General features: G+C 71.5%; 19 protein-coding genes. 14 read left to right on the top strand and 5 right to left on the bottom strand.

Annotated elements, in window-relative coordinates; translation table 11 throughout:
* Window positions 1-49 precede the first annotated feature (49 nt).
* The gene (locus JAO81_RS27280; protein WP_199550592.1) at window positions 50-280 is read right to left on the bottom strand and encodes a hypothetical protein; all 231 of its coding nucleotides are present in this window, start codon (window positions 278-280) and stop codon (window positions 50-52) included.
* 27 nt (window positions 281-307) lie between these two features.
* Between JAO81_RS27280 and JAO81_RS27275 the strand changes: the two genes are divergently transcribed.
* Complete coding sequence (locus JAO81_RS27275) at window positions 308-850, top strand: hypothetical protein (RefSeq protein WP_199550591.1); 543 nt, start codon at window positions 308-310, stop codon at window positions 848-850.
* Between the two features lie 72 nt (window positions 851-922).
* Here the strand turns inward: JAO81_RS27275 and JAO81_RS27270 are convergent, their stop codons facing one another.
* Both JAO81_RS27270 and JAO81_RS27265 read right to left on the bottom strand, forming a co-directional pair.
* Window positions 923-1,453, bottom strand: coding sequence for a TerD family protein (locus JAO81_RS27270; RefSeq protein ID WP_199550590.1), 531 nt, complete (start codon window positions 1,451-1,453; stop codon window positions 923-925).
* An 85-nt stretch (window positions 1,454-1,538) separates the two neighbouring features.
* A complete protein-coding gene (locus JAO81_RS27265) occupies window positions 1,539-2,498 on the bottom strand; it encodes a DUF1152 domain-containing protein (protein WP_199550589.1) in 960 nt (319 codons plus the stop codon).
* A gap of 86 nt (window positions 2,499-2,584) precedes the next feature.
* Between JAO81_RS27265 and JAO81_RS27260 the strand changes: the two genes are divergently transcribed.
* The 4 genes from JAO81_RS27260 (at window position 2,585) to JAO81_RS27245 (ending at window position 7,185) form a co-directional block, all read left to right on the top strand.
* Window positions 2,585-3,190, top strand: coding sequence for a YdbC family protein (locus JAO81_RS27260; RefSeq protein ID WP_199550588.1), 606 nt, complete (start codon window positions 2,585-2,587; stop codon window positions 3,188-3,190).
* Window positions 3,191-3,253: 63 nt separating this feature from the next.
* Window positions 3,254-3,922, top strand: coding sequence for a histidine phosphatase family protein (locus JAO81_RS27255; RefSeq protein ID WP_199550587.1), 669 nt, complete (start codon window positions 3,254-3,256; stop codon window positions 3,920-3,922).
* Between the two features lie 138 nt (window positions 3,923-4,060).
* On the top strand, window positions 4,061-4,984 hold the full coding sequence (locus JAO81_RS27250; RefSeq protein ID WP_199550586.1) for an ADP-ribosylglycohydrolase family protein: 924 nt from the start codon (window positions 4,061-4,063) through the stop codon (window positions 4,982-4,984).
* 566 nt (window positions 4,985-5,550) lie between these two features.
* Window positions 5,551-7,185 carry a DUF4153 domain-containing protein gene (locus JAO81_RS27245; protein ID WP_199550585.1) on the top strand — a complete coding sequence of 545 codons (1,635 nt, stop codon included), beginning with the start codon at window positions 5,551-5,553 and terminating at the stop codon, window positions 7,183-7,185.
* 73 nt (window positions 7,186-7,258) lie between these two features.
* Here the strand turns inward: JAO81_RS27245 and JAO81_RS27240 are convergent, their stop codons facing one another.
* Window positions 7,259-8,830 carry an MFS transporter gene (locus tag JAO81_RS27240; RefSeq protein ID WP_374194357.1) on the bottom strand — a complete coding sequence of 524 codons (1,572 nt, stop codon included), beginning with the start codon at window positions 8,828-8,830 and terminating at the stop codon, window positions 7,259-7,261.
* Between the two features lie 294 nt (window positions 8,831-9,124).
* Here JAO81_RS27240 and JAO81_RS27235 point away from each other — a divergent pair, with 294 nt between their 5' ends.
* The 3 genes from JAO81_RS27235 (at window position 9,125) to JAO81_RS27225 (ending at window position 11,351) form a co-directional block, all read left to right on the top strand.
* The gene (locus JAO81_RS27235) at window positions 9,125-9,763 is read left to right on the top strand and encodes a TetR/AcrR family transcriptional regulator (RefSeq protein ID WP_199550584.1); all 639 of its coding nucleotides are present in this window, start codon (window positions 9,125-9,127) and stop codon (window positions 9,761-9,763) included.
* A 53-nt stretch (window positions 9,764-9,816) separates the two neighbouring features.
* Entirely contained in the window at window positions 9,817-10,521 is a 705-nt protein-coding gene (locus tag JAO81_RS27230) for a ribonuclease HII (RefSeq protein ID WP_199550583.1), read from the top strand.
* Window positions 10,522-10,625: 104 nt separating this feature from the next.
* The gene (locus JAO81_RS27225; RefSeq protein ID WP_199550582.1) at window positions 10,626-11,351 is read left to right on the top strand and encodes a hypothetical protein; all 726 of its coding nucleotides are present in this window, start codon (window positions 10,626-10,628) and stop codon (window positions 11,349-11,351) included.
* Between the two features lie 126 nt (window positions 11,352-11,477).
* On the opposite strand, the gene JAO81_RS27220 is transcribed toward JAO81_RS27225, so the two are convergent.
* Window positions 11,478-12,134, bottom strand: a complete 657-nt coding sequence (locus tag JAO81_RS27220) for a hypothetical protein (protein ID WP_199550581.1) — start codon at window positions 12,132-12,134, stop codon at window positions 11,478-11,480.
* A gap of 287 nt (window positions 12,135-12,421) precedes the next feature.
* Between JAO81_RS27220 and JAO81_RS27215 the strand changes: the two genes are divergently transcribed.
* The 6 genes from JAO81_RS27215 (at window position 12,422) to JAO81_RS27190 (ending at window position 23,312) form a co-directional block, all read left to right on the top strand.
* Entirely contained in the window at window positions 12,422-14,629 is a 2,208-nt protein-coding gene (locus JAO81_RS27215) for a RecQ family ATP-dependent DNA helicase (RefSeq protein WP_233415974.1), read from the top strand.
* Window positions 14,630-14,835: 206 nt separating this feature from the next.
* Window positions 14,836-16,308: a DUF4192 domain-containing protein gene (locus tag JAO81_RS42775; protein ID WP_233415973.1), complete on the top strand. Its 1,473-nt coding sequence runs from the start codon at window positions 14,836-14,838 to the stop codon at window positions 16,306-16,308.
* 731 nt (window positions 16,309-17,039) lie between these two features.
* Window positions 17,040-18,962 (top strand): glycogen debranching N-terminal domain-containing protein, encoded by a 1,923-nt coding sequence (locus JAO81_RS27205; protein ID WP_233415984.1) that lies wholly within the window; start codon window positions 17,040-17,042, stop codon window positions 18,960-18,962.
* Window positions 18,963-19,251: 289 nt separating this feature from the next.
* Window positions 19,252-19,998 (top strand): NUDIX domain-containing protein, encoded by a 747-nt coding sequence (locus tag JAO81_RS27200; protein WP_199550579.1) that lies wholly within the window; start codon window positions 19,252-19,254, stop codon window positions 19,996-19,998.
* Window positions 19,999-20,171: 173 nt separating this feature from the next.
* Window positions 20,172-22,220 carry an ATP-binding cassette domain-containing protein gene (locus JAO81_RS27195; RefSeq protein ID WP_199550578.1) on the top strand — a complete coding sequence of 683 codons (2,049 nt, stop codon included), beginning with the start codon at window positions 20,172-20,174 and terminating at the stop codon, window positions 22,218-22,220.
* Window positions 22,221-22,424: 204 nt separating this feature from the next.
* Window positions 22,425-23,312: a FadR/GntR family transcriptional regulator gene (locus JAO81_RS27190; RefSeq protein ID WP_199550577.1), complete on the top strand. Its 888-nt coding sequence runs from the start codon at window positions 22,425-22,427 to the stop codon at window positions 23,310-23,312.
* Window positions 23,313-23,438: the final 126 nt, after the last annotated feature.

Raw genomic sequence — 23,438 nt, 5'->3', positions numbered from 1 at the left:
CGCCGGCGAGATCGTGGCACCGGATGAGTGGCCGTTCTCTGATACGTCTTCAGCTAGGCGGAAAGCGGATGACAACGCCCGGCCCCTGGTCGAACATCGTTCTGTGATCCCAGACCTGCAGAGCTTCGCTCTCCGTGTTGTTGTCCCCGACCAGGTGGTCCTCGGAAGCGCAGTGGAAGTACGCCCCCACGTTGGAGGGCTGGACGTAGTGGCTGAGGTATTCGACGAAGGACCGTGCGCAGACCCCCGCTACCTCCTGGTCCCTGGAGGGCCACTTCATGCTCACGCGTCCCCGCGCGAGGTTCGCTTGGCGGAGGCGACGTGCACCGAAGGGTGCTGTGGTGCCCTGTATGTCACGATCCGTCGTGATGGTGACCAGGTCATTTGGGGTCCATGGCGAAATCCCGATGAAGATGAGGTCGGTCTGCCGGAGTTCAGATTTGACGCTCAGCAGTACCAAGCAGAGGTTGAGCGCGCAACGCTGGACCGCTCCTGGGAATGGCCGGCCAGGACTGTCGCCCGTCTCCTCGAAGAACAGCTTCGGCAGTGCACTGCCTGGCTCGAGCGCTGGGAGTGTGAACTCGGTAGCGTGTCTGCCTGGCTCTGGGAGCCGAGTCAGATCAATCTCTTCCTGTTCCACCCGGGCCGAGATGCCATCAAGGATGGCCGTCCATGGCTCCAGTTCCAGATGACGTTGGACGTTTCCGGCGACGACCCGGCGGCCCAGGTCGCTGAGTTGGTGGCGGAGCTCACGGCGTTTGACCCACGCGCGGCCGCCGATGTCTGCGGTGGTTCAAAGGAGTTCGCTCGTCAGCTCGGCTACCCCTGGCCTCCAGGGCGCAGGCCGTGAGCTCATGGAATACAACGCTCCAGGAATAAGTGCCCTCCGCCAGCAGGCACCAGACGCGTCCACCTCGTCGCATCAAACAGGCGCCCCCATCGCCAGCGCGAACGCCGACGGGTCCAGTTCGAAGCCCTTGAAAGCCGGGCGGAGTTGCCAGGTGTGGTTGCCGCCGTCGCGGGTGAACTCGGCGAGGACCGCCGCGGTGCAGCGGGGGACGGCCGTGAAGTCGAAGTGGACCAGGTCCGTGTGGGATTCGCGCAGGCGGACCGAGGCGTTGAGGGTCTCGCCGAAGGTGAGGTCGCCCTGGGACTGCTGGATCGCGACGCCGAGGACCACGCGGACGTAGCTCTCGTTGAGCCGGTTCAGCTCGAGCGTCATCACCTCGTCGTAGCCGAAGCCCTGGCCCGTCTGGCTGTCCCGGTTCAGCGTGATGGTGCCGTCGGGGGAGCGGCTGCCGAAGTGGACCAGATACGCCGGCTTGCCGTGCGGGTCCGACGCGTCGTACACCGCGCACACCAGGTCCAGGTCGTGCTTCGGACGACCCGGTGGTGCCGGATCCCACTTGAGGCCGGCCTCCACTTTGGTCAGGCCCTTGCTGAAACTGCTCATCAGATCTCCCCTGGAACGTTCTCCTTGGGGACACGCTACGTCGTGCCCCGGACAACTCGCCTGCCGGTGTACCGAGTTGGATCGGTCAGTGGGGGATGCCGCGGGGCGGCCGGGTCCGGGGAAGCTCGTCGCGGAAGCGGGCTATCTCCGAGCTCACCTGGCGGATCAGGTGGGTGTGCTCGATGCGGTCCAGGTAGAGGCAGCGCCGGGCCAGGCCGTCGAGCTCGAAGAGGAAGCAGAGGGACATCAGGGGGTTGATGAACAGCTCGCTGCCGCGGGTGCGGTGCGTGAACTGCGTATCGCCGAAAGCCCCTTGGACGGCCCCGGCGATCGAACCGTTGACGATGCTGGGGTGGTCGGGGGTGTGCTCCTGCGCGTGCGCGACCGCGTCGACGAACAGGGCGCCCTCCCGTGTCGTACGGGAGACCGAGAACGCGCCGAGGTAGGCGCCGTCGCGTTCCAGCGCCGCGATGTTCTCAAGGACCAGACCGTGGCTCACTCCGTGGTACGCGTCCACGCCGAAGCCGACCGACAGGACCAGGCGGTCGACCCCCTCGATTCCCGCGAGGGCGGCGACACTTGTGAGGTCCTCCTCGGGGGTGCCGAGGCCCGATTCGTCGCCGCGCATCAGGATGTCCGTACCGCCGTCGACCAGGATGACCGTGTCGATCCCGTACGCCTCGATGAGCGCGCGGTACGCCTCGCGCAGCGGCTGCACCCCCACGCGCGCGAAGGCGTGCACCGTGCTCGGGTAGCCGTGCAGATGCAGCCAGTCGGCCAGGGTGCGTTCGGGGAAGTACGTCTGGTGCGGGGCCGCGCCGGGAGTGACCGCCGCGACGTCCGGTGCGAGCCAGGCATCCAGCGGGAGACCTTCGATCGCACTGAACGTCAGGTTGGTGAGCGTCACTTGGCGACCCTGGGCGAGCAGGGAGAGGGCCACGGGCAGCCCCGCGTAGATGTCGAAACCACCGCCCGCTCCGGCGACCAGGATGTGTTCCGCCTTCTCAAGACGGCCGAACAGGGGGTGATCATGCAGTGCGGTCATGGCCGCCATTGTCACGGTGACTCTCATGTGGGTACTCCTTCGCGGAGCGTGACCCGCGCCACGCGAAGCGCCGTACTATGGCGCGCGTGCTGGTCAAGTGGATGCGTTGCACCGTGACGGACCGCAGGGGGTTCGAGCAGGGGCAGCGGAGGTGGGCGGGGCTTCTGGGGGAGCCGGGGTTTCGGGGGCAGGGCGGGGGATGGAGCACGCGGCGGGCCGATGTGGTGCATCTCTTCGCCTTCTGGGAGAGCCGGTCGTTCTACGACTCGTTCATGGCCCGCTCCCATGACCGGCTGGCCTCCGCTCAGGCCGGTACGTACACGAACATGCAGGTCAAGCTGTTCGAGTACCGCTTCGATGTGAAGACGGGCTTCGAGCCGCGCTTCACCGACGCGGACCTGGTGCGGATCGCGCACTGCCGGGTGCACGAGGAGCAGGTCGAGCACTTCGCGCTGATGCAGCAGAAGGTGTGGAATCCCGCGATGGCCGGATCGCCGGGCATGGTGCGGGGCTTCTTCTCCGAGGCGCCCGGCAGCGAGTTCCTGGTCCTGTCCATGTGGCGGTCCGAGGCCGAGCACGGCAAATACCGCCAGGAGCGGGTGGAACGCCTTTCCCTGCGGGCCGGGACCGAGAAGGACCTGATCGGCCTTGACGGGGACGTCGTCAAGCTGCTGCCGCAGTGGACCGTGTAGACCGCGGGACGCCGGAGACGTACTGATCGCGCACGCGTCCATGCGGCGATCTAGGGTTTCGGCATGGCGCGACCTCGGCGGATCGTTCTCGTCCGGCACGGGGAGTCGGAGGGCAATGCCGACGACTCCGTGTACGAACGCGAGCCCGACCATGCGCTGATGCTCACCGAGCGGGGCTGGGAGCAGGCCGAGGAGACGGGGGAGCGGCTGCGCGAGCTGTTCGGGGACGAGCGCGTGAGTGTCTACGTATCGCCGTATCGACGAACGCTCGAGACCTTCGACGCCTTCGGGCTCGACCCCGCGCGGGTCCGGGTGCGAGAGGAGCCGCGGCTGCGTGAGCAGGACTGGGGGAACTGGCAGGACAGGGACGACGTCCGGCTGCAGAAGGCCTACCGCGACGCCTACGGGCACTTCTTCTACCGCTTCGCCCAGGGCGAGTCCGGGGCCGATGTGTACGACCGGGTGGGGGCGTTCCTGGAGAGCCTGTACCGCAGCTTCGAGGACCCGGAGCATCCGCCGAACGTGCTCCTGGTGACGCACGGACTGACGATGCGGCTGTTCTGCATGCGGTGGTTCCACTGGTCGGTCGCGGAGTTCGAGGCGCTGTGCAATCCCGGCAATGCCGAGATGCGGGTGCTCGTCCTGGGGGAGGACGGGCGGTACTCCCTGGACCGGCCCTTCGAGAGGTGGCGTGAGCCTGAGACGTATGGGCGGCAGCGGGGACAACGGTGACCGGAGGGTGACCGTGCACTTGGTGACCGAAGAGGGACCGCGCACTTAGTGACGGAAGAGGGACGCGCATTTAGTGACCGAAGAGTGACCGCGCATTTATTCGAGGCGTATGGGCGGATTCGTTAGAGTGGGGGCGCGATGATCGCTGAATCCTCCTCCCCTGCCGCAGGTTCCGCCGACGCCCGCCTCGGCCGTGCCCTGGCCAGCCTGCGTGGTCTGGCCGTGGGGGACGCCCTCGGTTCGCAGTACTTCGTGCCCGAGAACTATCCGCTGCTCAAGCGCCGTGAGGTCCCCGAAGGCGCCTGGCAGTGGACCGACGACACCGAGATGGCCTGCTCCGTCGTGGCCGTGCTCGCCCGGTACCAACGCATCGACCAGGACGCTCTCGCGCAGTCCTTCGCGCACCACCATGACTTCGACCGCGGCTACGGGCCCGCCGTGAACCGGATGCTGCGCCTGATCCGCGAGGGCGGTGACTGGCGCGAGCTGGCGGCAGGTCTGTTCAACGGCCAGGGCTCGTGGGGCAATGGCGCGGCGATGCGGATCGCGCCGCTCGGTGCCTGGTACGCCGACGATCCCGAGCAGGCCACGCATCAGGCCGAGATCTCCGCGTACACCACGCATCAGCACCGCGAAGCGGTCGTCGGCGCGATGGCCGTGGCCGCCGCGGCCGCGCTCGTGGCGGGTGCGAAGGAGCCGCTGACCGGCCGGGTGCTGCTCGACGGCGTGATCGACCTCGTGCCGCGCAGCGCCGTGGGCGCCGGCCTTCGCCGCGCCCGCGACATGCTCGACTACGGCGACGCGAACACCGTCGCGGCCGTGCTCGGCTGCGGCCGGCGCACCTCCGCGCATGACACGGTGCCGTTCGCGCTGTGGTCTGCGGCGCGCGGGCTCGGTGACTACGCCACGACGTTCTGGACGACCGCTCAGGTCGGCGGCGATGTGGACACCACCTGCGCCATCGCGGGCGGCGTCGTCGCGGCCGCGCCGGCGGGTGCGCCGCCGGCCGAGTGGGCCAAGCGCACGGAGTCCCTGCCCGAGTGGGTGCCCACCGGGGCTTGACCCTTTGAGTGGGTGCCCACCAGGGCGTGACGCTCCGAGTGGGGCGCCCTCCGGGGCGTGACGCCGGGCAGCGCCGACTGTCACGGTCCTGCCACAGAGCCCTCGTATGCGGGGCCGGGCAGCCCTTGCCGTGCTGCCCTGGGGCTACTCTGACGGCCCACACCGCCCGATGATCTTCGGATGCTTCGACGGAGCCATGAGCCAGTGACGCTCGACGGGCGGGTGCCGACGAGACACCGGCCCGGGGCCCTCAGCCGGGTCCAGGCCGGTCGGGAGGGGGTCCCGTGTCCGATACACCGTCCACACCCGAAGTACCCGAGCCCGAGCCTGATACCGAGCCCGAGCCTGATACCGGGCCCGAGCCTGATACCGGGCCCGGAAGCGCCGAGCCGCCGGAACGAAGCGTTCCGCAGCGGGAAGGGGCCGATGAAGGCGTACGGGAAGAGCCTGCCGTAGCCGTCGTACGGGAAGAGCCCGGGAAACAGGCCGTACGGGGAGAGCCCGAGGGACAGGCCGTACGGGAGGGTCCTGACCCATCGGTCGTACGGCAGGCTCCCGCCGTCACCGTGGAAGAACCGCAGGACGCCGTCCCTCCCCGCACCCTCGCCGAGGCCGCCGTCGCCTGGGGCACGTCCGTCCCGGCCCAGTCCACCGCCCCGCGCACCAAGGCGGCGGCCGGACCACCGCCCAACCCCTGGGCCACGCACCAGCGCCCCCCGTCGGTCTTCGACGGCATCACCGCCGCGGACGCCGCCCCCGTGCGCGCCGCGACCCTGGCCAGCGCGCTCGCCGCGGGTGTCCTGAGCGCGCTGCTGCTCGCCGACGGTGTGGCCGTGAATCTGCTGATCGTCGCCGTACCGCTCGCCCTCGCCGCGTACTTCGCCGCGCAGGCCGCGGGCCGGCTGCCCCGGGGCTGGACGCTGGCCTGGGGGGCCGGCGGTCTGGCGCTGCTCTCGGTGCCCGCGCTGCGCGACGCCGGCTGGCCGTCGTTCCTCGCGGTGGCCGCCGCGTTCGGCCTCGGTTCGCTCGCGCTGCACGGTACGCGCCGCTGGCCGGGCGTTCTGCTCAACCCGCTCGGTCTCGTGGGTGCCTTGGGGCCCGGCGCGGTCTGGGCCTGGCGCGGGCTCCGTGCCCGGACCGGCGGCGCGCGTGGTTCGCTCGCACCGATCGTGCGCGCCGTCGCCGTGGCCATCGTGCTGCTGGTGGTCTTCGGCGCGCTGTTCGCCGCCGCGGACTCCACGTTCGCCGATCTGCTCGGCAGTCTGCTTCCGGACTCCGACCTGTCCGACGGCCCGCTGCGGTTCCTGCTCTTCGCGCTCGGCGTGCTCGGCGCCGTGGCGGCCGCGTACACGGCTGCGGCACCGCTGCGCTGGGACAGGATCGAGGTCAAGCCGGGACGGGCCCGCGGGCGGGTCGAATGGGCCCTGCCGCTGGTCGTCCTGAACCTTCTCTTCGCCGTCTTCAACCTCATCCAGCTGACCGTGCTCTTCGGCGGCTACGAGGCCGCGCTCAAGGACGGTCTCACCTACTCCGAGTACGCCCGGCAGGGTTTCTGGCAGCTCCTGTTCGCCACCCTGCTCACTCTCGGGGTGATCGCGCTCGCGCTGCGCTGGTCGCCGCGCGACGGACGGCGCGACCGCACCCTGGTACGCGCCGTGCTCGGCCCCCTGTGCGTGCTGACCCTGATCGTCGTCGCCTCCGCGCTGCGCCGGATGCAGATGTACGTCGACGCGTACGGCCTCACCAGGCTCAGGATCTCCGTCACCGCCATGGAGCTGTGGCTCGGACTGGTCATCGTGCTGATCATGGCGGCCGGGGTGTTTGGCGCACGCTGGCTGCCCCGCGCTGTGATCGCCAGTGCGGCGGGCGGTGTGCTGGTCTTCGGTCTTGTCTCGCCGGACGGGATGGTGGCCGAGCAGAACGTCCAGCGCTACGTGGACACCAGGAAGTTCGACGTCGACTACGTCTCCGGGCTCTCGGCCGACGCCGTACCCGCGCTCGACAAGCTGCCCGAACCCGTCCGCACCTGCGCGCTCAGGCCGCTGATGGAGTCGCTGGGCGAGGACAAGGCGCCTTGGTACGCGATGAGTTACGGGGAGCACCGGGCGCGCTCGATCATCGAGGAGCGTCCGCTGCGCGAGGGCGTGAACTGCTACGACCTGGATGTGATCGACACGAGTACGGACCGTTCGGAGTACTGAACGGGATCGGAGTACTGAACGGGAAGGGGCGCCCCTCCACATGAGGGGCGCCCCATTTCCGTACCCGGGAAGATCAGTGAGCCACCGGTGTGGACGTCCCGCTGAGGGCGTCCAGGTCGCTCTTGCGCACCTTGATCACGAAGATCGCGGTGATCAGCGCGAGGACCGCCATCGCGACCGCCGGGATGAAGCCGGTGGAGATGCCCTCCGAGAGGATCTCCTTGGCCCACGGCGAACCCTTGGGCAGTTCCCCGGTCTTGGCGAAGGCGGCCTGCTGTTCGGGTGTGGCGGTCGCCATGAAGTCGGCGACCTGGGTCTTCGCCTCGTCGCGGCTGGCCGTACCGAAGACCGTGGTCAGGATCGCGAGGCCGAGTGAACCGCCCACCTGCTGTGTGGCGTTGAGCAGACCCGAGGCCGCGCCCGCCTCGTGCTGGGCGACGCCGGAGACCGCGGTGAGGGTCAGCGTCACGAAGTTGAGGCCCATGCCGAAGCCGAAGAGCAGCATCGGACCGAGCACGCCGCCGAGGTACGAACTGCTGGTGTCGATCAGGGTCAGCCAGCCCAGGCCCACGATCACGAAGGACGAGCCGACCACCATGAACGGCTTCGGGCCGAGTTTGGGCAGCAGCGCCTGCGAAAGCCCCGCGCCGAACACGATCGCCACTGTCACCGGCAGGAACTTCAGACCGGCCTCGATGGGGGTGTCACCGAGCACGTTCTGCACGAAGAGCACGATGTAGAAGAACATTCCGAACATCGCGGCGGCGAGGCTCAGCATGATCACATACGTGCCCGAGCGGTTGCGGTCGCGGAACATCTTCAGCGGGGTGATCGGGTCCTTGGCCTTGGTCTCGATGTAGATGAAGACCGCGAGGAGTACGACGGCCGCGCCGAACGAGGCGACCGTCAGGCCGTCCTTCCAGCCGTCGCCCGCCGCGCGGATGAAGCCGTAGACAAGGGCGACCATGCCGAGCGTCGAGGTGATCGCGCCGGCGAAGTCGAAGCGGCCGGGGTGGCGCTCCGACTCCTGGATGTACTTCGGCGTGAGCACCGCGATCAGGACACCGATCGGGACGTTGACGAAGAGCACCCAGCGCCAGTCGAGCCACTCGGTGAGCATGCCGCCGGCGAGCAGACCGACCGCACCGCCACCTGCGGAGACCGCGGCGAAGACACCGAACGCCTTGTTGCGCTCCGGGCCCTCGGGGAACGTGGAAGTGATCAGGGCCAGCGAGGTCGGCGAGGCGATCGCACCGCCGACGCCCTGCAGGGCGCGTGCCGCGAGCAGCTGCCAGGGCTCCTGGGCGAAGCCGCCGATCAGGGAGGCGAACGTGAACAGCAGGATGCCGAACATGAACACCCGGCGCCGGCCGAGGATGTCGCCCGCGCGCCCGCCGAGCAGCAGCAGACCGCCGAAGGTGAGGGTGTAGGCGCTGACGACCCAGGTCAGGTCGGTGGTGGAGAACTTGAGCGCGTCCTGGATGTGCGGGAGCGCGATATTCACGATGGTGGCATCGAGGACGACCATCAGCTGGCAGGCCGCGATGATGAACAGGGCTATCCCGGCGTGGGGCGACTTCGCGGTGGTCGCGCCGGGCACCGGATCCGGTTCCGCGACGCGTATGTCCTCGTGTGACTGTGACACTGATGCTCCCCTGGGCGTTTTAGTGAACGACAGCGTTCACTAGGGGGACCCTAGCGAGCGGCTCTTCTTGAACACAAGGAAATTCTTGGGGAGTTGGGCGTTCCTTGACCGACCGCGAGGCGACACCCGAGGGGCGCGTGATTCGTGCCGTTCGCCCCGTCGCGAGCGGCCCGCGCGCCTGCGATCCTGTAAGGACCCCGCGCGGTACCGGAAGCGGAGACTCCCCGCGGTGCGCCCCCACGCACCACCTCCGCCTCCCGGCGCGGCGCGACCGGTCTCAACGAAGAGAGAAACATGGCTACTTCGCGCTGGACGGCCGCTCCCGCCCAGTCCTGTGTCCCCGCTCAGGTGGTGGCCCCGAGGCGGCGCGGAGCCGTGCTCGAGCGCGCCATCCTCGACGCCGCGCTCGAGCAGCTCAGCAAGGTCGGCTGGAACGGCCTGACCATGGAAGGCGTCGCCGCCCGCGCCCAGACCGGCAAGGCGGCGGTGTACCGGCGCTGGCCCTCCAAGGAGGACCTGGTCGCCGACGCGCTCGAGTCGGGCATGCCCCCGCTGTCCCCGGCGCCCGACACCGGCAGCGTCCGCGAGGACCTCCTGACGCTCTGTCTGGCCATGCGCGACGCGATGTACTCGCGGCCTGGCTTCGCCCTGCGTGCGGTGCTTCACGAATGCGACGGCAGCGTGGCCGCGCGTTTCCAGGCGGTGATCTTCGGCCGTGTGATGCAGCCCGCCATCGAGGCGATCCGCGAGGTGCTCAGCCGGGGCGTACGGCGGAACGAGGTGCGCCCCGCGGCCGTGAACGATCATGTCTGCGAGGCCATTCCCGCGATGATGATGTACCGCGCCAAGGTGTACGGAAGCGAATGGTCGCCCGCCGAGATCGCCCGCATGATCGACGATCTGATCGTCCCGCTGGTGCGCCGCGAGGCGTGACGACGGGGCGGGGGTGTCCTGCCGCCCTCCAGCAGGCGTACGCTGGCACCGCCATGCCGTACGAAGCACCCACCCACACCGTAGAGCGCTCGATCCGGGCGAAGACCGGCGCGAAGATCATCGCCGGAATCGATGAGGTCGGACGCGGTGCGTGGGCGGGACCCGTCACGGTCTGCGCCGCGATCACCGGTCTGCGCCGGCCGCCCGAGGGCCTCACCGACTCCAAGCTGCTCACCGTCAAGCGCCGCGATGCGCTCGCCCTCGAGCTCGGCGACTGGGTCACCGCCCACGCGCTCGGGCACTCCTCGCCGCAGGAGATCGACGACCTGGGCATGACGGCCGCGCTGCGGCTGGCCGCCGTAAGGGCGCTCGAAGCTCTTCCGGTGCGGCCCGAAGCGGTCATCCTCGACGGCAAGCACGACTACCTGGGTGCGCCCTGGCAGGTGCGTACGGTCATCAAGGGCGACCAGTCCTGTGTGGCCGTGGCCGCCGCGTCCGTGCTCGCCAAGGTGGAGCGCGACGCCATGATGGCCGAACTGGGCGCGGCCTGCGCCGACTTCGGCTTCGAGGCGAACGCGGGCTATCCGTCCCCGGTGCACAAGGCGGCGCTCGAGGAGCGGGGGCCGACCGAATACCACCGGCTCTCGTGGTCGTATCTCGACGCGCTGCCCAAGTGGCGGCACCTCAAGAAGACCCGGGCCCCCGTGCTCGGCGTACCGGTCCCGGAAATCGAGGGGCAACTCGGGTTCGATTTCTGACACCATGCCGCTCGCGGCAACCAGTCCCGGCCTGTTGCCCTGCCGGTCGTACTCATGTGCCACCCGCCGTTACGGTTCGTACCGGCGTTTGATAGACATCCGTCATGCCTCTCCTTCCCGAGGAGTCTCAGATTCACGAGAGTGTCCAGGGTCCCCGCGCCACTTCGGCCGCCGGCCGCACAGCGCCGACCCCTCGTCCCGTACCCGGTCCGCGTCCCGCGGCCGCCCCGCGTCCCGGACGCCCCGGTCCCGGCTCCGCCCGGCCGGGTCCGCCGGTGCAGCGCACGCCGCGTGATGCGGCCAAGCCCGCGCCGACGCCCGCTGCCGGACCGGCTGTTGAGCAGGCCGCGCCTGCTGTCACCCCGTCCGCGGCGGCTGCTGAGCCGTCTGCGCCTGCTGTCACCCCGTCCGTGCCGGCTGCTGAGCCGTCTGTGCCGTCCGCGCCGCAGATCCAGTTGATCCCCGCCTCCGTCGAGGGCGCGCTCGACGCGGCCGAGGAAGCGGTGGACCTGCTGCTCGACTCGGGCCGGGCGCCCGGCGACATCCTGGTGCTCACCACCGGGGAGCAGCACCCTTGGGCCACCCATGAGTTGAGCTTCGGCGACGCCGCGTACTGGGCGCAGCACGAAGCCGGCGACGACGTCTTCTACGCCTCGGCCGACGACGCCGCCCGTGCGGCGGTACGCGCCGTGGTGGTCGTCGCGCTCAACGGCGGCACGGACGCGCAGGCCGCGACCGCGCTGCCGCTGGCGATGGGCCGCGCGGGTGCGCTGCTCATCGTGTGCGGTGATCCGCAGCGGATCAACTCGGTGCTGGGCGCGGGGGTCTGAGGGCGGGCGGCTTCGGCCGCTTTCCTCGCGGCCTTGGCTGCTCGCGCGGCCGCTTCGGTCGCTTTCCTTCTCGTACGAGGTGAGTGGGCCCACCCCCTGAGGTGGACCCCCACCGTGCGGCAGCGCTCAGAGCGAGGCGGCCCGGCGCAGCAGTTCCATACCGCCGTGGCCGTTGGCCGTGTACGGGGCGTCGGTCCCGTTGGACCCGTTCGTCCCGTTGGCCACAGGGGTCACCGTGCTCACCCGGGAGGCGCTCGGCTGCCGGCCGCCTCGTCCTTCGCCGAGTACCTGCCAGCCGCCGGCGGTCAGCGTGATGTACGCGCCGCAGCGCAGCCCGTGCAGGGTGCAGGCGTCGCGCAGCCCCCACATCCAGGCGCCGTCCTCCTCGGTCCAGCTTTCCGCGCCGTCCCGGCAGTACAGGAGCACGGCCGTGCGCACCGGTGTGCGGCGGCGCAGATCGTGCGGGATCACCCGGCGCAGCTGGGCGAGCAGCGCGTTGCGGAACACCCAGCCGTCCACCGGCGCGGAACGGCGGGCGAACGAGGCGCTGGCCTTGAGACGTTCCTCCTGGTCGAGCACGGCGACCACGGCGGTCTCCCGCAGGGGCCGGTGCCGTTCGTACAAGCCTCGAACGACCTCGCGCGGATTGCGCAGCAGCGGAATGCCGGCGGCGGACCACTCGGCGGGTTCGAGCAGCCGCCCCAGTGGGGTGGACGCATCGGCGGGCGGCGACACAGACGCGAGTCTCGTCGGATCGGCGGGCGGAGTGAATCCGAAGGTCACGGTCCTCCCTTCGGCTGCGCGCCCGCCTGAGGCGGGCGAAGTCGGACGTGCGGGAGCGCACCGCGGCACAGCACTGCCGGATACATACGAGCCGTGCGGGAGCGCTCCAATTCTCGCCGCCGTATCGGCTGCTAGGCAACGAGCAATTGACGCTGCTGACCGAAATCGACGCGTGCGCCGTCAATATCCCTTCCCCGAGGGCCGTACGGCAACGCCCCGAGCGACGCTTACCGGAGGTAAACCGGATGAGGTCGCCGATTGTCAGTGGTGTCCGGTTGCATGGGGGGATGCACCGAGACGACGAAGTGGACCTGAGCGCCGAAGCGGCGGCTCCCGTGGGCGGGGATTTCGGGGACCTGCGCACCGAAGCCGATGCCGTGCTCGCCGAACTCGTGGGCGACGCGGGCGGTTCCGCGCGGCTGCGCGAGGACCAGTGGCAGGCTGTCGCGGCCCTGGTGAAGGACCACAGACGCGCTCTGGTGGTGCAGCGCACCGGCTGGGGCAAGTCGGCGGTCTACTTCGTGGCGACCGCGCTCCTGCGGCGGCGCGGTGCGGGCCCCACGGTGATCATCTCGCCGCTGCTCGCGCTGATGCGCAACCAGGTCGAGGCCGCGGCTCGTGCCGGTATCCGCGCCCACACCATCAACTCCGCCAATCCGGAGGAGTGGGAGGCCATCTACGGGGAGGTGGAGCGCGGCGAGACCGATGTGCTCCTGGTCAGCCCCGAGCGGCTGAACTCGGTGGACTTCCGCGAACAGGTGCTGCCCCGCCTCGCCGCGACCACCGGTCTCCTGGTGGTCGACGAGGCGCACTGCATCTCCGACTGGGGCCATGATTTCCGCCCCGACTACCGCCGGCTGCGCGCGATGCTGGCCGAACTGCCCGCGGGCGTCCCGGTTCTGGCCACCACCGCCACGGCGAACGCGCGGGTGACGGCCGATGTGGCCGAGCAGTTGGGCACCGGGGGCGGTGAGGCGCTGGTGCTGCGCGGGCCGCTGGACCGCGAAAGTCTGCGCCTGGGCGTGGTCCGGCTGCCCGATGCCGCCCACCGGCTGGCCTGGCTCGCCGAGCACCTCGACGAACTGCAGGGCTCCGGGATCGTCTACGCGCTGACCGTCGCCGCCGCCGAAGAGGCCACCGCCTTCCTGCGGGCACGCGGCTTCGCGGTGTCCTCGTACACAGGGCGTACGGAGAACGCGGACCGGCTGCAGGCCGAGGAGGACCTCCTCAACAACCGTGTGAAGGCCCTGGTCGCCACATCGGCGCTCGGCATGGGCTTCGACAAACCGGACCTGGGGTTCGTGGTCCACCTGGGCTCGCCGTCCTCGCCCATCGCGTACTACCAGCAGGTCGGCCGCGCGGGCCGCGGTGTCGAGCACGCCGACGTCCTGCTGCTGCCAGGCAAGGAGGACGAGGCGATCTGGCGGTACTTCGCCGACACCGCCTTCCCGCCCGAACAGCAGGTGCGGCAGACCTTGTCGGCCCTGGCCGGAGCGGGCCGCCCGCTCTCCGTGCCCGCCCTGGAAGCCTCCGTCGACCTCAGGCGCACCAGGCTCGAGACGATGCTCAAGGTGCTCGACGTGGACGGTGCGGTACGGCGCGTGAAGGGCGGCTGGACCGCCACCGGCGCCGACTGGATCTATGACACCGAGCGGTACGCCTGGGTGGCCAAGCAGCGCGCGACCGAGCAGCAGGCCATGCGGGATTACGTCACCACCTCCATGTGCCGGATGGAGTTCCTGCGCCGGCAGCTGGACGACGAGGGTGCGACCGCCTGCGGACGGTGCGACAACTGCGCCGGGTCCTGGGTGGACGCGGCCGTGTCCGGCGATGCGCTGGAGGGCGCGACCAAGGAGCTCGACCGGCCCGGAGTGGAGGTCGAGCCACGGAAGATGTGGCCCACGGGGATGGCCGCGCTCGGTGTCGAGCTCAAGGGGCGTATCCCCGCGGGCGAGCAGTGCTCGACCGGGCGGGCGCTCGGCAGGCTGTCCGACATCGGCTGGGGCAACCGGCTGCGGCCGCTGCTCGCCGAACAGGCCCCGGACGGGCCGGTGCCCGAGGATGTGCTGCGCGCGGCGGTGGCGGTGCTCGCCGACTGGGCGCGTTCGCCGGGAGGTTGGGCGCCGGGTGTGGCGGATGCCGTCGACCGGCCCGTCGGGATCGTCGCCGTGCCCTCGCTCGGCCGTCCGCAGCTCGTGTCCTCGCTCGCCGAGGGGATCGCGAGGGTCGGTCGGCTGCCGTTGCTCGGTTCGCTCTCGTACACCCGCGGGGAGAACGTGATGCGGCGCAGTAACTCGGCGCAGCGGCTCAAGGCGCTCTCCGAGGCCTTCACGGTCGGCGAGGAACTGGCCGCCGCGCTCGCGCAGGCCAAGGGGCCGGTCCTGCTCGTGGACGACTACACCGACTCCGGCTGGACGCTCGCTGTGGCGGCGCGGCTGCTGCGCCGGGCGGGGAGCGGGCCGGTGCTGCCGCTGGTGTTGGCGGCGGCGGGGTGAGGGGGGTGGCCGTGGCCGGGTGAGGGGCCGGGGCGCTGCGGGCGGTTGTGCTTGGGTTGTGCGGGGCGTGGGGTGCGGCGCGCTCGGCTTGAGCGGGCGTGGCGTGCGTGGGTCGTGCAGGGTGCGCGGCAGGTAATTGGCATGTCCGTAACCGGAGTTATCCACAGGGCAAAGCGGAATTCGGCGATCCGGTGCACTCTCGGGGCATGACGCAACGCAATGAAAGCGCAGCAGCCGGTGACATTTCGATGCCCGTGGTCACCTTGCGCAGCGCGGATGAACTGGCGGACGCCCTCCCGTACTTCATGGGGTACCACCCCTCGGACAGCCTGGTCCTGGTCGCGCTCCAGGGCGACCGCGGACAGTTCGCCGGACGGGTGCGGCTGGGGATCCCCGGGCAGGCCGAGGACTGGGACTTCATCGGCCAGGAGCTGCCGCGCTGTCTGGTGCAGGAAGTGGAACGGCGGGCGGGCGGTGCGCGGCCCGACGCCGTCGTCGCCTATCTGTGCCGTGAGCCAGGTCCCGGTGAGAGCGGGCGCCAGGTGATGGAGAGTCTGCGCCCGCTGGCCGACGCGCTGCTCGCCAGCTGCCGGGACTTGGGACTGCGCGTCCTGGAGGCGCTCTGCCTCTCCGACGACCGCTATTGGTCCTACGTGTGCGCGGAAGCGGACGAGGGCTGCTGTCCGGCCGAAGGCCGGCCGATGCTGATGCCCGGTACGTCCGTCATCGCCGCGTCGGCGACCTTCGCGGGTATCCAAGTGCGGGGCACGCAAAAGGAGATGGAGACACGGCTCACCCCGCTGACCGGCCCGTCGGCCGCCGCCCAGGAGGAGGCGATCGACGATGCCGTGGGGGAGGTGTTGCCGCAGCTGATGGACAAGAAGGGGTGCCTCGATCTCGCGGCGGAGACCCTGGTGATGGTCAACGGCCTCATCGCCCGCCTGCAGGAGTACCCGCCACCGCGCTCGATGCGCGAGGACGAGCGGGACGACCGGCTGCTCAGCGACGCCGAGGTGGCCCGGGTGCTCGTGGGGCTGCAGGACCCCGAGACCCGCGACCGGGCCACGCTCTGGATGGACGGCGCCCGGGCCGCGGCCGCATTGCGCCTGTGGCGTGCGCTGTCGCGGCGTTGCACCGGGGTGTACGGACCGTACGGCGCCGCGGTGCGCACCCTCGCGGGGTGGGCGGCCTGGTGCGTGGGCGATCCGACCGAGGCGCGGATCGCGCTGGAGCTGGCACTCGCCGTGGAGCCCGACTGCGGTCTCGCCGACGTGCTGTACCGGGCGATCGGGGCGGAGATGCCGCTGGAGGCGATGCGCGGGGCGCTGCGCAGCAGCATGGCCGGCTATCCGCCGCTGAGCCTGCCGGCAAGCGTATGGCCGCCGGTGGATGTCACGGCGGGCGGGGAGGCCGGGATCCAGGGGGAGTTGTTCGACCTTGGTGAGGCGGAGGGCGGGGCCGGGCTCGGGGCCGGGGAGCCGACTCGGCCGCAGAGGGATCCGGAGGTGAGGGGGCGGCGGCCCTCGGGCAGGCGGAAGACGGTGCATGGCCGGCGGCCGACGCCGGGAGCGACGCCGGGGGCGGGTTCGAAGCGGGGGCCGAAGCCGGGGGCGCCGGCGGCAGGGCCGAAACCGGGGTCGGCGAAGGCCGTTCCTCGGCAGCGGCGGAGTTCGGAGTGAACCCACAGGCCGGGCTCGGAGTGCGCCTGCTGTCGGCACTTGGAGTGGGCCTCCTGTTGGGGTTCGGGATGCGCCTGTTCCCGGGGCGCGGACTGCGTGTGCTGCCTGGGTTCGGGATGCGCCTGCTGTCGGGGCGCGGCGTGTGCCCGCTGCCCGGGCTCGGGATGCGCCTGCTGTCGGGGCGCGGCGTGTGCCTGCTGCCTGGGTTCGGGATGTGCCTGCTGTCGGGGCGCGGCGTGTGCCCGCTGCCCGGGCTCGGGATGCCCCCGCTGTCCGGGCTCGGAGTGGGGCGTCCCGGGTGGCGCGCCGGCCCCGAACGGTCTGCGCGTTTCCCTGTCGTGTCCGCAACCAGTGGCACTGCCCGTGACCCGGGCCGCCGCCGCCCCGTTCACCTGGGTGGCGCAAGTCGTCCGTCCGGCGGTGCGTCGCCGGCCGGTCAACGGCTGGGCCAGGAGCGCCGGTTGCGACCGGTCCCGGCCCTGACCGTGCCGATCCGTCCGGTGACGTCACGCCGCTCGCCCCGTCCGTCCCTCTCGCCCCGGCCCGAAGAAGCGAAGAAGAAAGCTCTCATGTCCCTATCCCTGCCGTCCCATACGACACGAGCGGAGAACTCGGCCGCCGCCCGCCGGCCAAGTCCGAACCCGCGTCCCGCGTCCGGCGACGGCCCCGGGACCGCCCACCGCACCCCACGCCAACTTCCGCCCGTGCACGCCTCGTTGATCTGCGTCGCCATGCCGGGCCTCGCCATCTCGTCCGAGCACGGCCAGCTGACCGGGCACGGCCTGGACGGCATCTACCGTGCGGGCCGGCGCCTGCTCTCCCGCTGCCACCTGCGGATCGCGGGCCGTGAACCGGTCGCCGTACAAGGGCGGCTGCTCTCGGCGAGCAGCGCCCGCTTCGTCTCCGTGGTCCGGCACGCCGACGGCAGTGGGCCCGACCCGGTCGTCACCGTGGAGCGCATCCGGGACGCGCAGGGCATCGAGCGGATCACCCTGCACAGCTCGGCACCGCGAGCGCTGCGGCTGCCCGTCGAGATCGCGCTCGCCACCGACCTCGCCGAGCTCGGCGCCGTCGCTTCGGGCAGCGCCGGGCCCGAACTGGCCGCCAGCGTCTACGACTCGGGGCTGCGCTGGTCCGCGGGTACCGACCACGCCGTGGTCTCGGCCGACCCCGCGCCCCAGGACGCCCTTGCCTCCGCGGGACTCCTGCGCTGGGAGGTCGAACTGCCGCCGGGCGGCAGCCACAGCATCGAACTGTCCGTACGCCAGGACGGTGCGAGCCCGCTCCGTCCTGCCGCCCGGACCAGCCACGCCCCACTGTCCCCGGCGCGGGCGGAAGGCGACGATCCCAGGGCGTCGCGACTCCTGGCCACCTGTATCGACGATCTGCGGGCACTGCTGCTGCGCGATCCCGCGCATCCCGCCGACATCCATCCGGCGGCCGGCGCTCCCTGGCGCTGCGGGCTCGCCCCCGCCGAGGCGCTGGCCACAGCCCGGATGACGCTGCCGCTGGGCACCCGCCTGGCCGCCGGCACCCTGCGCACCCTCGCCCGCACCCAGCTCGGCGGCGACGGCCCGGACGCGGGCTTGATCCCCGGACCCCTGCGGGACGCGGGACCGCATCTGCCGCCGAGCAGCACCGGCATCGAGGCCACCCTGCTCTTCCCCGCCCTCCTCGCCGAGGCCCTGCGGTGGGGCCTGCCGGAACAGGAGGCACATGATCTGGTTCTCCTGCCCGGGGCCGGGCCCTGCCTGCGCTGGCTGCGTCCGGCCGTCGCCGCCGGCGGCTATCTCACCGACCCGGCCCCGGGCGGCCCACTGCGCTGCGAGACCCAGGCCCACGCGCACCGCGCGGCGCTGCTCGGGGCCGACCTGCTCGAGCTGTTCGACCGGCCGGGCGCGGGTCAATGGCGGGACTGGGCAGCCGAGTTGAGGCATGCCTTCCGGCGGGATTTCTGGATCGAGGACCTCGGCGGCGGCCGCCCGGCAGCGGCCCGTACCGCCGAAGGCAGGCATGTACCGCACCTCGGCAGCGCCGCCGCCCATCTGCTCGACACCGGGCTGCTCGGCGGCGGCGTGCCGGCCCCCGGCCTGCTCGACCGGGTGCAGACCGAGCAGCTCGCACGGCACTTCGGCGGGCCCGCACTCGACTCGGGCTGGGGGCTGCGCAGCCTCGGTGCGAAGGAGGCGGGCTACAACCCGTTCGGGCATCGCGGAGGGGCCGTCCGCGTCCATGAAACGGCCGTCGCCGTCGCCGGACTCTCGGCGGCGGGCTACGAGAAGGAGGCGGGCGCCCTGCTCGGCGGGGTGCTAGCCGCCGCGGAGGAGTTCGGCGGCCGGCTGCCCGAGATGTACGCGGGGGACCAGCGCGTGGCCGGCGGCGCACCCCTGCCGCACCCGGCGGCCTGCCGGCCCGCGGCCGTCTCGGCGGCCGCGGGCATCCACCTGCTTCTCACCCAGGCGGGCCTGCGCCCCGATGTCGTGACCGGCACGGTGTCCCTGACTCCCGTCGGCAGCGCCCCGCTGGGCGAGCTGAACCTGACGGGCCTGAGCATCGGGGGAGCCCCTTTCGCGGTGCGCATCAGCCGCCTCGGTCTCGCCATGGTCGAGCAGGCGGGGGAGGGCCTGCAGCTGGGGGTGCGTACAGGGGGCTGATGAAACCGGAGACGAGGGCGGAGGAGACGCGAGCTGAGGGGCGGAGGGGACGCGACCCGAGGGGGCGGAGGAGGCGCGAGCTGCAGACGGGCGCAGGGGACGCGACGTGAGGGGGGCGGAAGGGACGCGAGCCGACGGGCGCAGGAGACGCGAGCTGAGGGGCGGAGGGGACGCGAGCCGAGGGGGCGGAGGGGACGCGAGCCGGCGGGGCGCAGGAGACGGGAATCGCTTCGTGGGAGCCGCGCCCGAACCGGGTGTTTATCGTCAGCCAGACGACTATGATCGCGTCATGTCGCCCTACGACCCGTCGGCCTACCCGTCCTTCGCCGTCACCGTCGACCTGGTCGTCCTGACCGTGCGTCGGCACTCGCTGTGTGCGCTGACGGTGCGCCGCGGGGAGCCCCCCTTCCAGGGACGGTGGGCACTGCCGGGCGGATTCGTGAAGGCCGACGAGGATCTCGCGGACGCGGCGGCACGTGAGCTCGTGGAGGAGACCGGGCTCTGCGTACACGATCCCGCCGCTCCGGAGTCCTCGGGCAACGGCGCGCATCTCGAACAGCTGGGCACCTACGGTGACCCGCAGCGCGACCCCAGGATGCGCGTGGTCAGCGTCGCGCACCTCGCGCTCGCCCCCGATCTGCCCGCGCCCCGCGCGGGCGGCGACGCCAACAGCGCACGCTGGTCGCCCGTCGAGACCTTCCTCGACCAGGACGGCGAGCAGGGCAGCCTCGCCTTCGACCACGCGCAGATTCTCGGCGACGGCGTCGAGCGGGCCCGCCCGAAGATCGAGTACTCCTCCCTGGCCACGGCGTTCTGCACCCCGGAGTTCACGGTCGGCGAGCTGCGCCGGGTCTACGAGGCGGTCTGGGGCGTGGCCCTCGACCCCCGCAACTTCCACCGCAAGGTCACCGGCACGCCCGGCTTCCTGGTGCCCACCGGCGGCACCACCACCCGTCAGGGCGGCCGCCCTGCCCAGCTCTTCCGCGCCGGTGGCGCGACGCTGCTCAACCCGCCGATGCTGCGGCCCGAGGTCTGACGAAGGCCCGGCACGCGGCTCATCCGCACGTGCGAGCGACAGCGCCCGTACATGCGACCGAACCACCCCCGACACTGTCACCCACTCCTGCCCAAAAACGGCCAAATATCCCGTTATCGTGCTGAAGGTACCCAGGGCCCCGACCGCCCCCCGCCCCGCGCGCGAGAGAAGCGATGATCCAGGCCACCGGACTGACCAGCAATCCCAAGAAGGACCAGCCGCCCACGATCGACGACGTCTCCTTCGAGGCGCGCGCCGGCCGGGTCACGGCATTGCTCGGCGCCGTTCCGGCCGAAACCGCCGACGTGCTGCGGCTGATGCTTCAACTCGAGCCCGGCCGCGGCGTGACGTACTTCCGTGGCAGGCCACTGAACCGCATCGCGCACCCCTCGCGCGAGGTCGGCATTTTGCTCGGCGACGTCCCGGGCCACCCCGCCCGCACGGTCCGCGGACAGCTCCGCATGCTGTGTGCCGCGACCGGCGTCCCCGTCACCCGCGCCGACGAAGTCCTCGAAGTGGTCGGCCTGGTGAGCCTGCGCGACGAACGCCTCGGCACCCTCTCCCGCGGTATGGACCGCCGCCTCGGCCTCGCCTGCGCCCTCCTCGCCGACCCGCACACGCTCGTCCTGAACGCCCCCGCCGAAGCACTCTCCGCCCGTGAAGCGGCCTGGCTGCACGCCATGCTCCGCGCCCATGCCCAGCAGGGCGGCACGGTCCTGTTCACCACGTCCGACCCCAAGGAAGCCGCGCGCGCCGCCGACCGTGTCATCACGCTCGAACAGGGCTGCGTCGTCGCCGACCAGGACGCCGCCGACTTCGCCCGCACCCGGCTGCGCCCCCGCGTCGCCATCCGCTCCCCGCACGCGGCCCGCCTCCTCGCCCTGCTGACCAAGGAGGCCCGGGTCGCCCGCCGCTCCGTGGAGGTCGTCCGCGAGGACGGCAACCGGCTCTCGGTCTACGGGAGCACCACGGCCGACGTCGGCGAAACCGCGTACAAGCACGGCGTCCTCCTCCATCAACTGGCCGACGAGGTAGGCGACTCGGGCCCTCCGCCCCCACCTCAGGAGCCCTCCGCCACGGCTGCCCCGCACCCCGGCACCGCACCCGCCCCGTCCTCCGCCGCGGCTGCTTCGCACCCCGGCACCGCACCCACCCCGCCCTCCGCCACGGCTGCCTCGCTCCCCGGCACCGCACCCACCCCGGCCTCCGCCACGGCTGCCCCGCACCCTCACACCGCACCCGCCACCCCTGCCTCACACCCCCAACCCGCGCCCACCCCGGCACCCGCCGACCCGCAGGCGACCGCCGTCCCCGCGTACACGCAGGACGCGAAGCAGTCGGAAAGCGACGAGAAGCCGGGCGCACCAGCGAACAAGAACGCCAACGACGGCTCCCAGCCGGTCACTTCAGGACCACTCCACCCCCTCCCGCCCCCGATCACCGTCCACCCCGCCCGCTCCCCCCTCCGCCCCCTGCGCTACGAACTCCGCCGGGCCACGGGCATCCCCACCGGCTACCTGACCGTGGCGCTGGTGCTGGCCGTCTCCGCGCTGATCTCCGTGGTCCAGGCACGCACCGGGCACACCCCGCTGCCCAGGCTCCTCGCCGCCTGGCCGTACGAACTGCCGCTGCCCCCCGCGGCTCTGGGTGCAGGTCTGCTCGGCGCGCTCTCGTTCGGTGACGAGTTCAAGCACCCCGCGCTCGCCGCCGACCGCGGCACCGTCCCGCGCCGCCTCGGGCTGCTGGCGGCGAAGCTCGTCGTCTGTGCCGCGACCGCGCTCCTGATCGCAGCCCTCGTGCTGCTCTCCGACGCCGCCCTGCTGCATGTCGTCTACGGGGAGGAAGTCACGCGACTCCCCGCCGACTGGCCTTCCCTCACGGCGAGTTGGCTCTGCCTCCTGACCGGCTGCTCGTGGGCGGGCCTGCTCGCGGCAGGCGTCTTCCGGTCCACCGCGGCCGGGCTCGCCGCACTGCTCGCCGTCCCGGTCGTGCTCGTCCCCGTCGTACAGAAGGCGCTGGCAGGGCCGTCGGTGCGCACCGCCGCCGGACTGCCCGCCCGGCTGCGCGATCTCGCACTCGTCCAGTGGCCGATCGGCAGCGAGCACTATGTCGCCGGTGCGGTGCGGATGCTGGCCCAACCCATCGCGTTCACGCTGGTGTTGAGCCTCGCGACGCTGATGGCGGCCTATCTGCTCACGTCGATGCGCAGCCGGCTGCGGTAACCGCAACGCATCGCGGAGCCGGCTCGAACTTCCGCCTCCAATAGCAGAACAGAAGGGTCGTTCAGCCCGAGCGACCTACAACACCCAGGTAATGCCGCTTTCTTTACGATAAGGCGTCAATTACGGCAAGGTAAGCGATCACCCTTTCGTGTGCTTTTCACCAAAGACCTCAAGGGGGTTGGGGACCGCGCCGACAAAGGATCCGTGAGTACCCTTGCGCACACCATGATGACCGCCGCCCGCTCCGCCGATTCCGGCCTCGCAGGACCGGGCGATATCGACCGCTACCCGTACGCGGAGACGCCCGGCGTCGACCGCGTACCCGCACCGGCCTGGGAGGGCCACGACCAGGACCTCGGCCGGGTCGGCCGACGTGCGGCCGGCAGCCGCGGCCGCGGCCTGCACGGCCAACTCGTCCAGCAGCTCGGCCAGATGATCGTCTCCGGCGACCTCGGCGCGGACCGCCCGCTGGTTCCCGAGGAGATCGGCCAGCGCTTCGAGGTGTCCCGCACCGTCGTCCGTGAATCGCTGCGCGTCCTCGAGGCCAAGGGCCTCGTGAGCGCCCGCCCCAATGTCGGTACGCGGGTGCGGCCGGTCAGCGACTGGAACCTGCTCGACCCGGACATCATCGAGTGGCGGGCCTTCGGACCGCAGCGCGACAGCCAGCGCCGTGAGCTGACCGAGCTGCGCTGGACGATCGAGCCGCTCGCGGCCCGCCTCGCCGCGGGCAACGGCCGTGACGAGCTGCAGCAGCGTCTCGCCGACATGGTCGAGATCATGGGCCATGCGCTCGGGCAGGGCGATGCGCTGACCTTCGCGCGCGCCGACGCCGAGTTCCACTCGCTGCTCATCCAGCTCGCGGGCAACCGCATGCTGGAGCACCTGTCGGGCATCGTCTCGGCCGCGCTCCAGGTCTCCGGCGGTCCCCTCACCGGATGTGACCGGCACGGCGAGGCGGCGCTCGGGCACCACGGCCGTATCGTCGACGCCCTTGCGGCGGGCGACGGGGTCGCCGCCGAGAACGCCATGCGTCAACTTCTCACCGTGCACCCGGACGTGGAGCGCGTGGTGCCCGCGCCACGCGAGCACTGAGCGCGGATCGCCGATCTCTCATCCCTGATGTCTGATCTTTGATCTCGTTTCTCCGTACCTTTTCGCTGTGCAGTCGCTAGACCCCCGCCGCGTCGGCGCCCGGGCGCGGCCGGCGCGTGTGGGGGG

Source organism: Streptomyces sp. N35, from assembly GCF_016464295.1.
In the GTDB taxonomy this organism is placed as follows: Bacteria; Actinomycetota; Actinomycetes; order Streptomycetales; family Streptomycetaceae; genus Streptomyces.
Note: the sequence above shows the minus strand (reverse complement) of the source record. Positions and strands in the feature narration are given on the sequence as shown.

Excerpts from the sequence above, each read along its gene's own strand:
- JAO81_RS27225 (WP_199550582.1), top strand. The coding sequence starts at position 10,626 with ATGCCTCTCCTTCCCGAGGAGTCTCAGATTCACGAGAGTGTCCAGGGT.
- JAO81_RS27205 (WP_233415984.1), top strand. The coding sequence starts at position 17,040 with ATGCCGGGCCTCGCCATCTCGTCCGAGCACGGCCAGCTGACCGGGCAC.
- JAO81_RS27255 (WP_199550587.1), top strand. The coding sequence starts at position 3,254 with ATGGCGCGACCTCGGCGGATCGTTCTCGTCCGGCACGGGGAGTCGGAG.
- JAO81_RS27230 (WP_199550583.1), top strand. The coding sequence starts at position 9,817 with ATGCCGTACGAAGCACCCACCCACACCGTAGAGCGCTCGATCCGGGCG.
- JAO81_RS27235 (WP_199550584.1), top strand. The coding sequence starts at position 9,125 with ATGGCTACTTCGCGCTGGACGGCCGCTCCCGCCCAGTCCTGTGTCCCC.
- JAO81_RS27200 (WP_199550579.1), top strand. The coding sequence starts at position 19,252 with ATGTCGCCCTACGACCCGTCGGCCTACCCGTCCTTCGCCGTCACCGTC.
- JAO81_RS27195 (WP_199550578.1), top strand. The coding sequence starts at position 20,172 with ATGATCCAGGCCACCGGACTGACCAGCAATCCCAAGAAGGACCAGCCG.
- JAO81_RS27250 (WP_199550586.1), top strand. The coding sequence starts at position 4,061 with ATGATCGCTGAATCCTCCTCCCCTGCCGCAGGTTCCGCCGACGCCCGC.
- JAO81_RS42775 (WP_233415973.1), top strand. The coding sequence starts at position 14,836 with ATGACGCAACGCAATGAAAGCGCAGCAGCCGGTGACATTTCGATGCCC.
- JAO81_RS27270 (WP_199550590.1), bottom strand. The coding sequence starts at position 1,453 with ATGAGCAGTTTCAGCAAGGGCCTGACCAAAGTGGAGGCCGGCCTCAAG.
- JAO81_RS27215 (WP_233415974.1), top strand. The coding sequence starts at position 12,422 with ATGCACCGAGACGACGAAGTGGACCTGAGCGCCGAAGCGGCGGCTCCC.
- JAO81_RS27265 (WP_199550589.1), bottom strand. The coding sequence starts at position 2,498 with ATGACCGCACTGCATGATCACCCCCTGTTCGGCCGTCTTGAGAAGGCG.
- JAO81_RS27280 (WP_199550592.1), bottom strand. The coding sequence starts at position 280 with ATGAAGTGGCCCTCCAGGGACCAGGAGGTAGCGGGGGTCTGCGCACGG.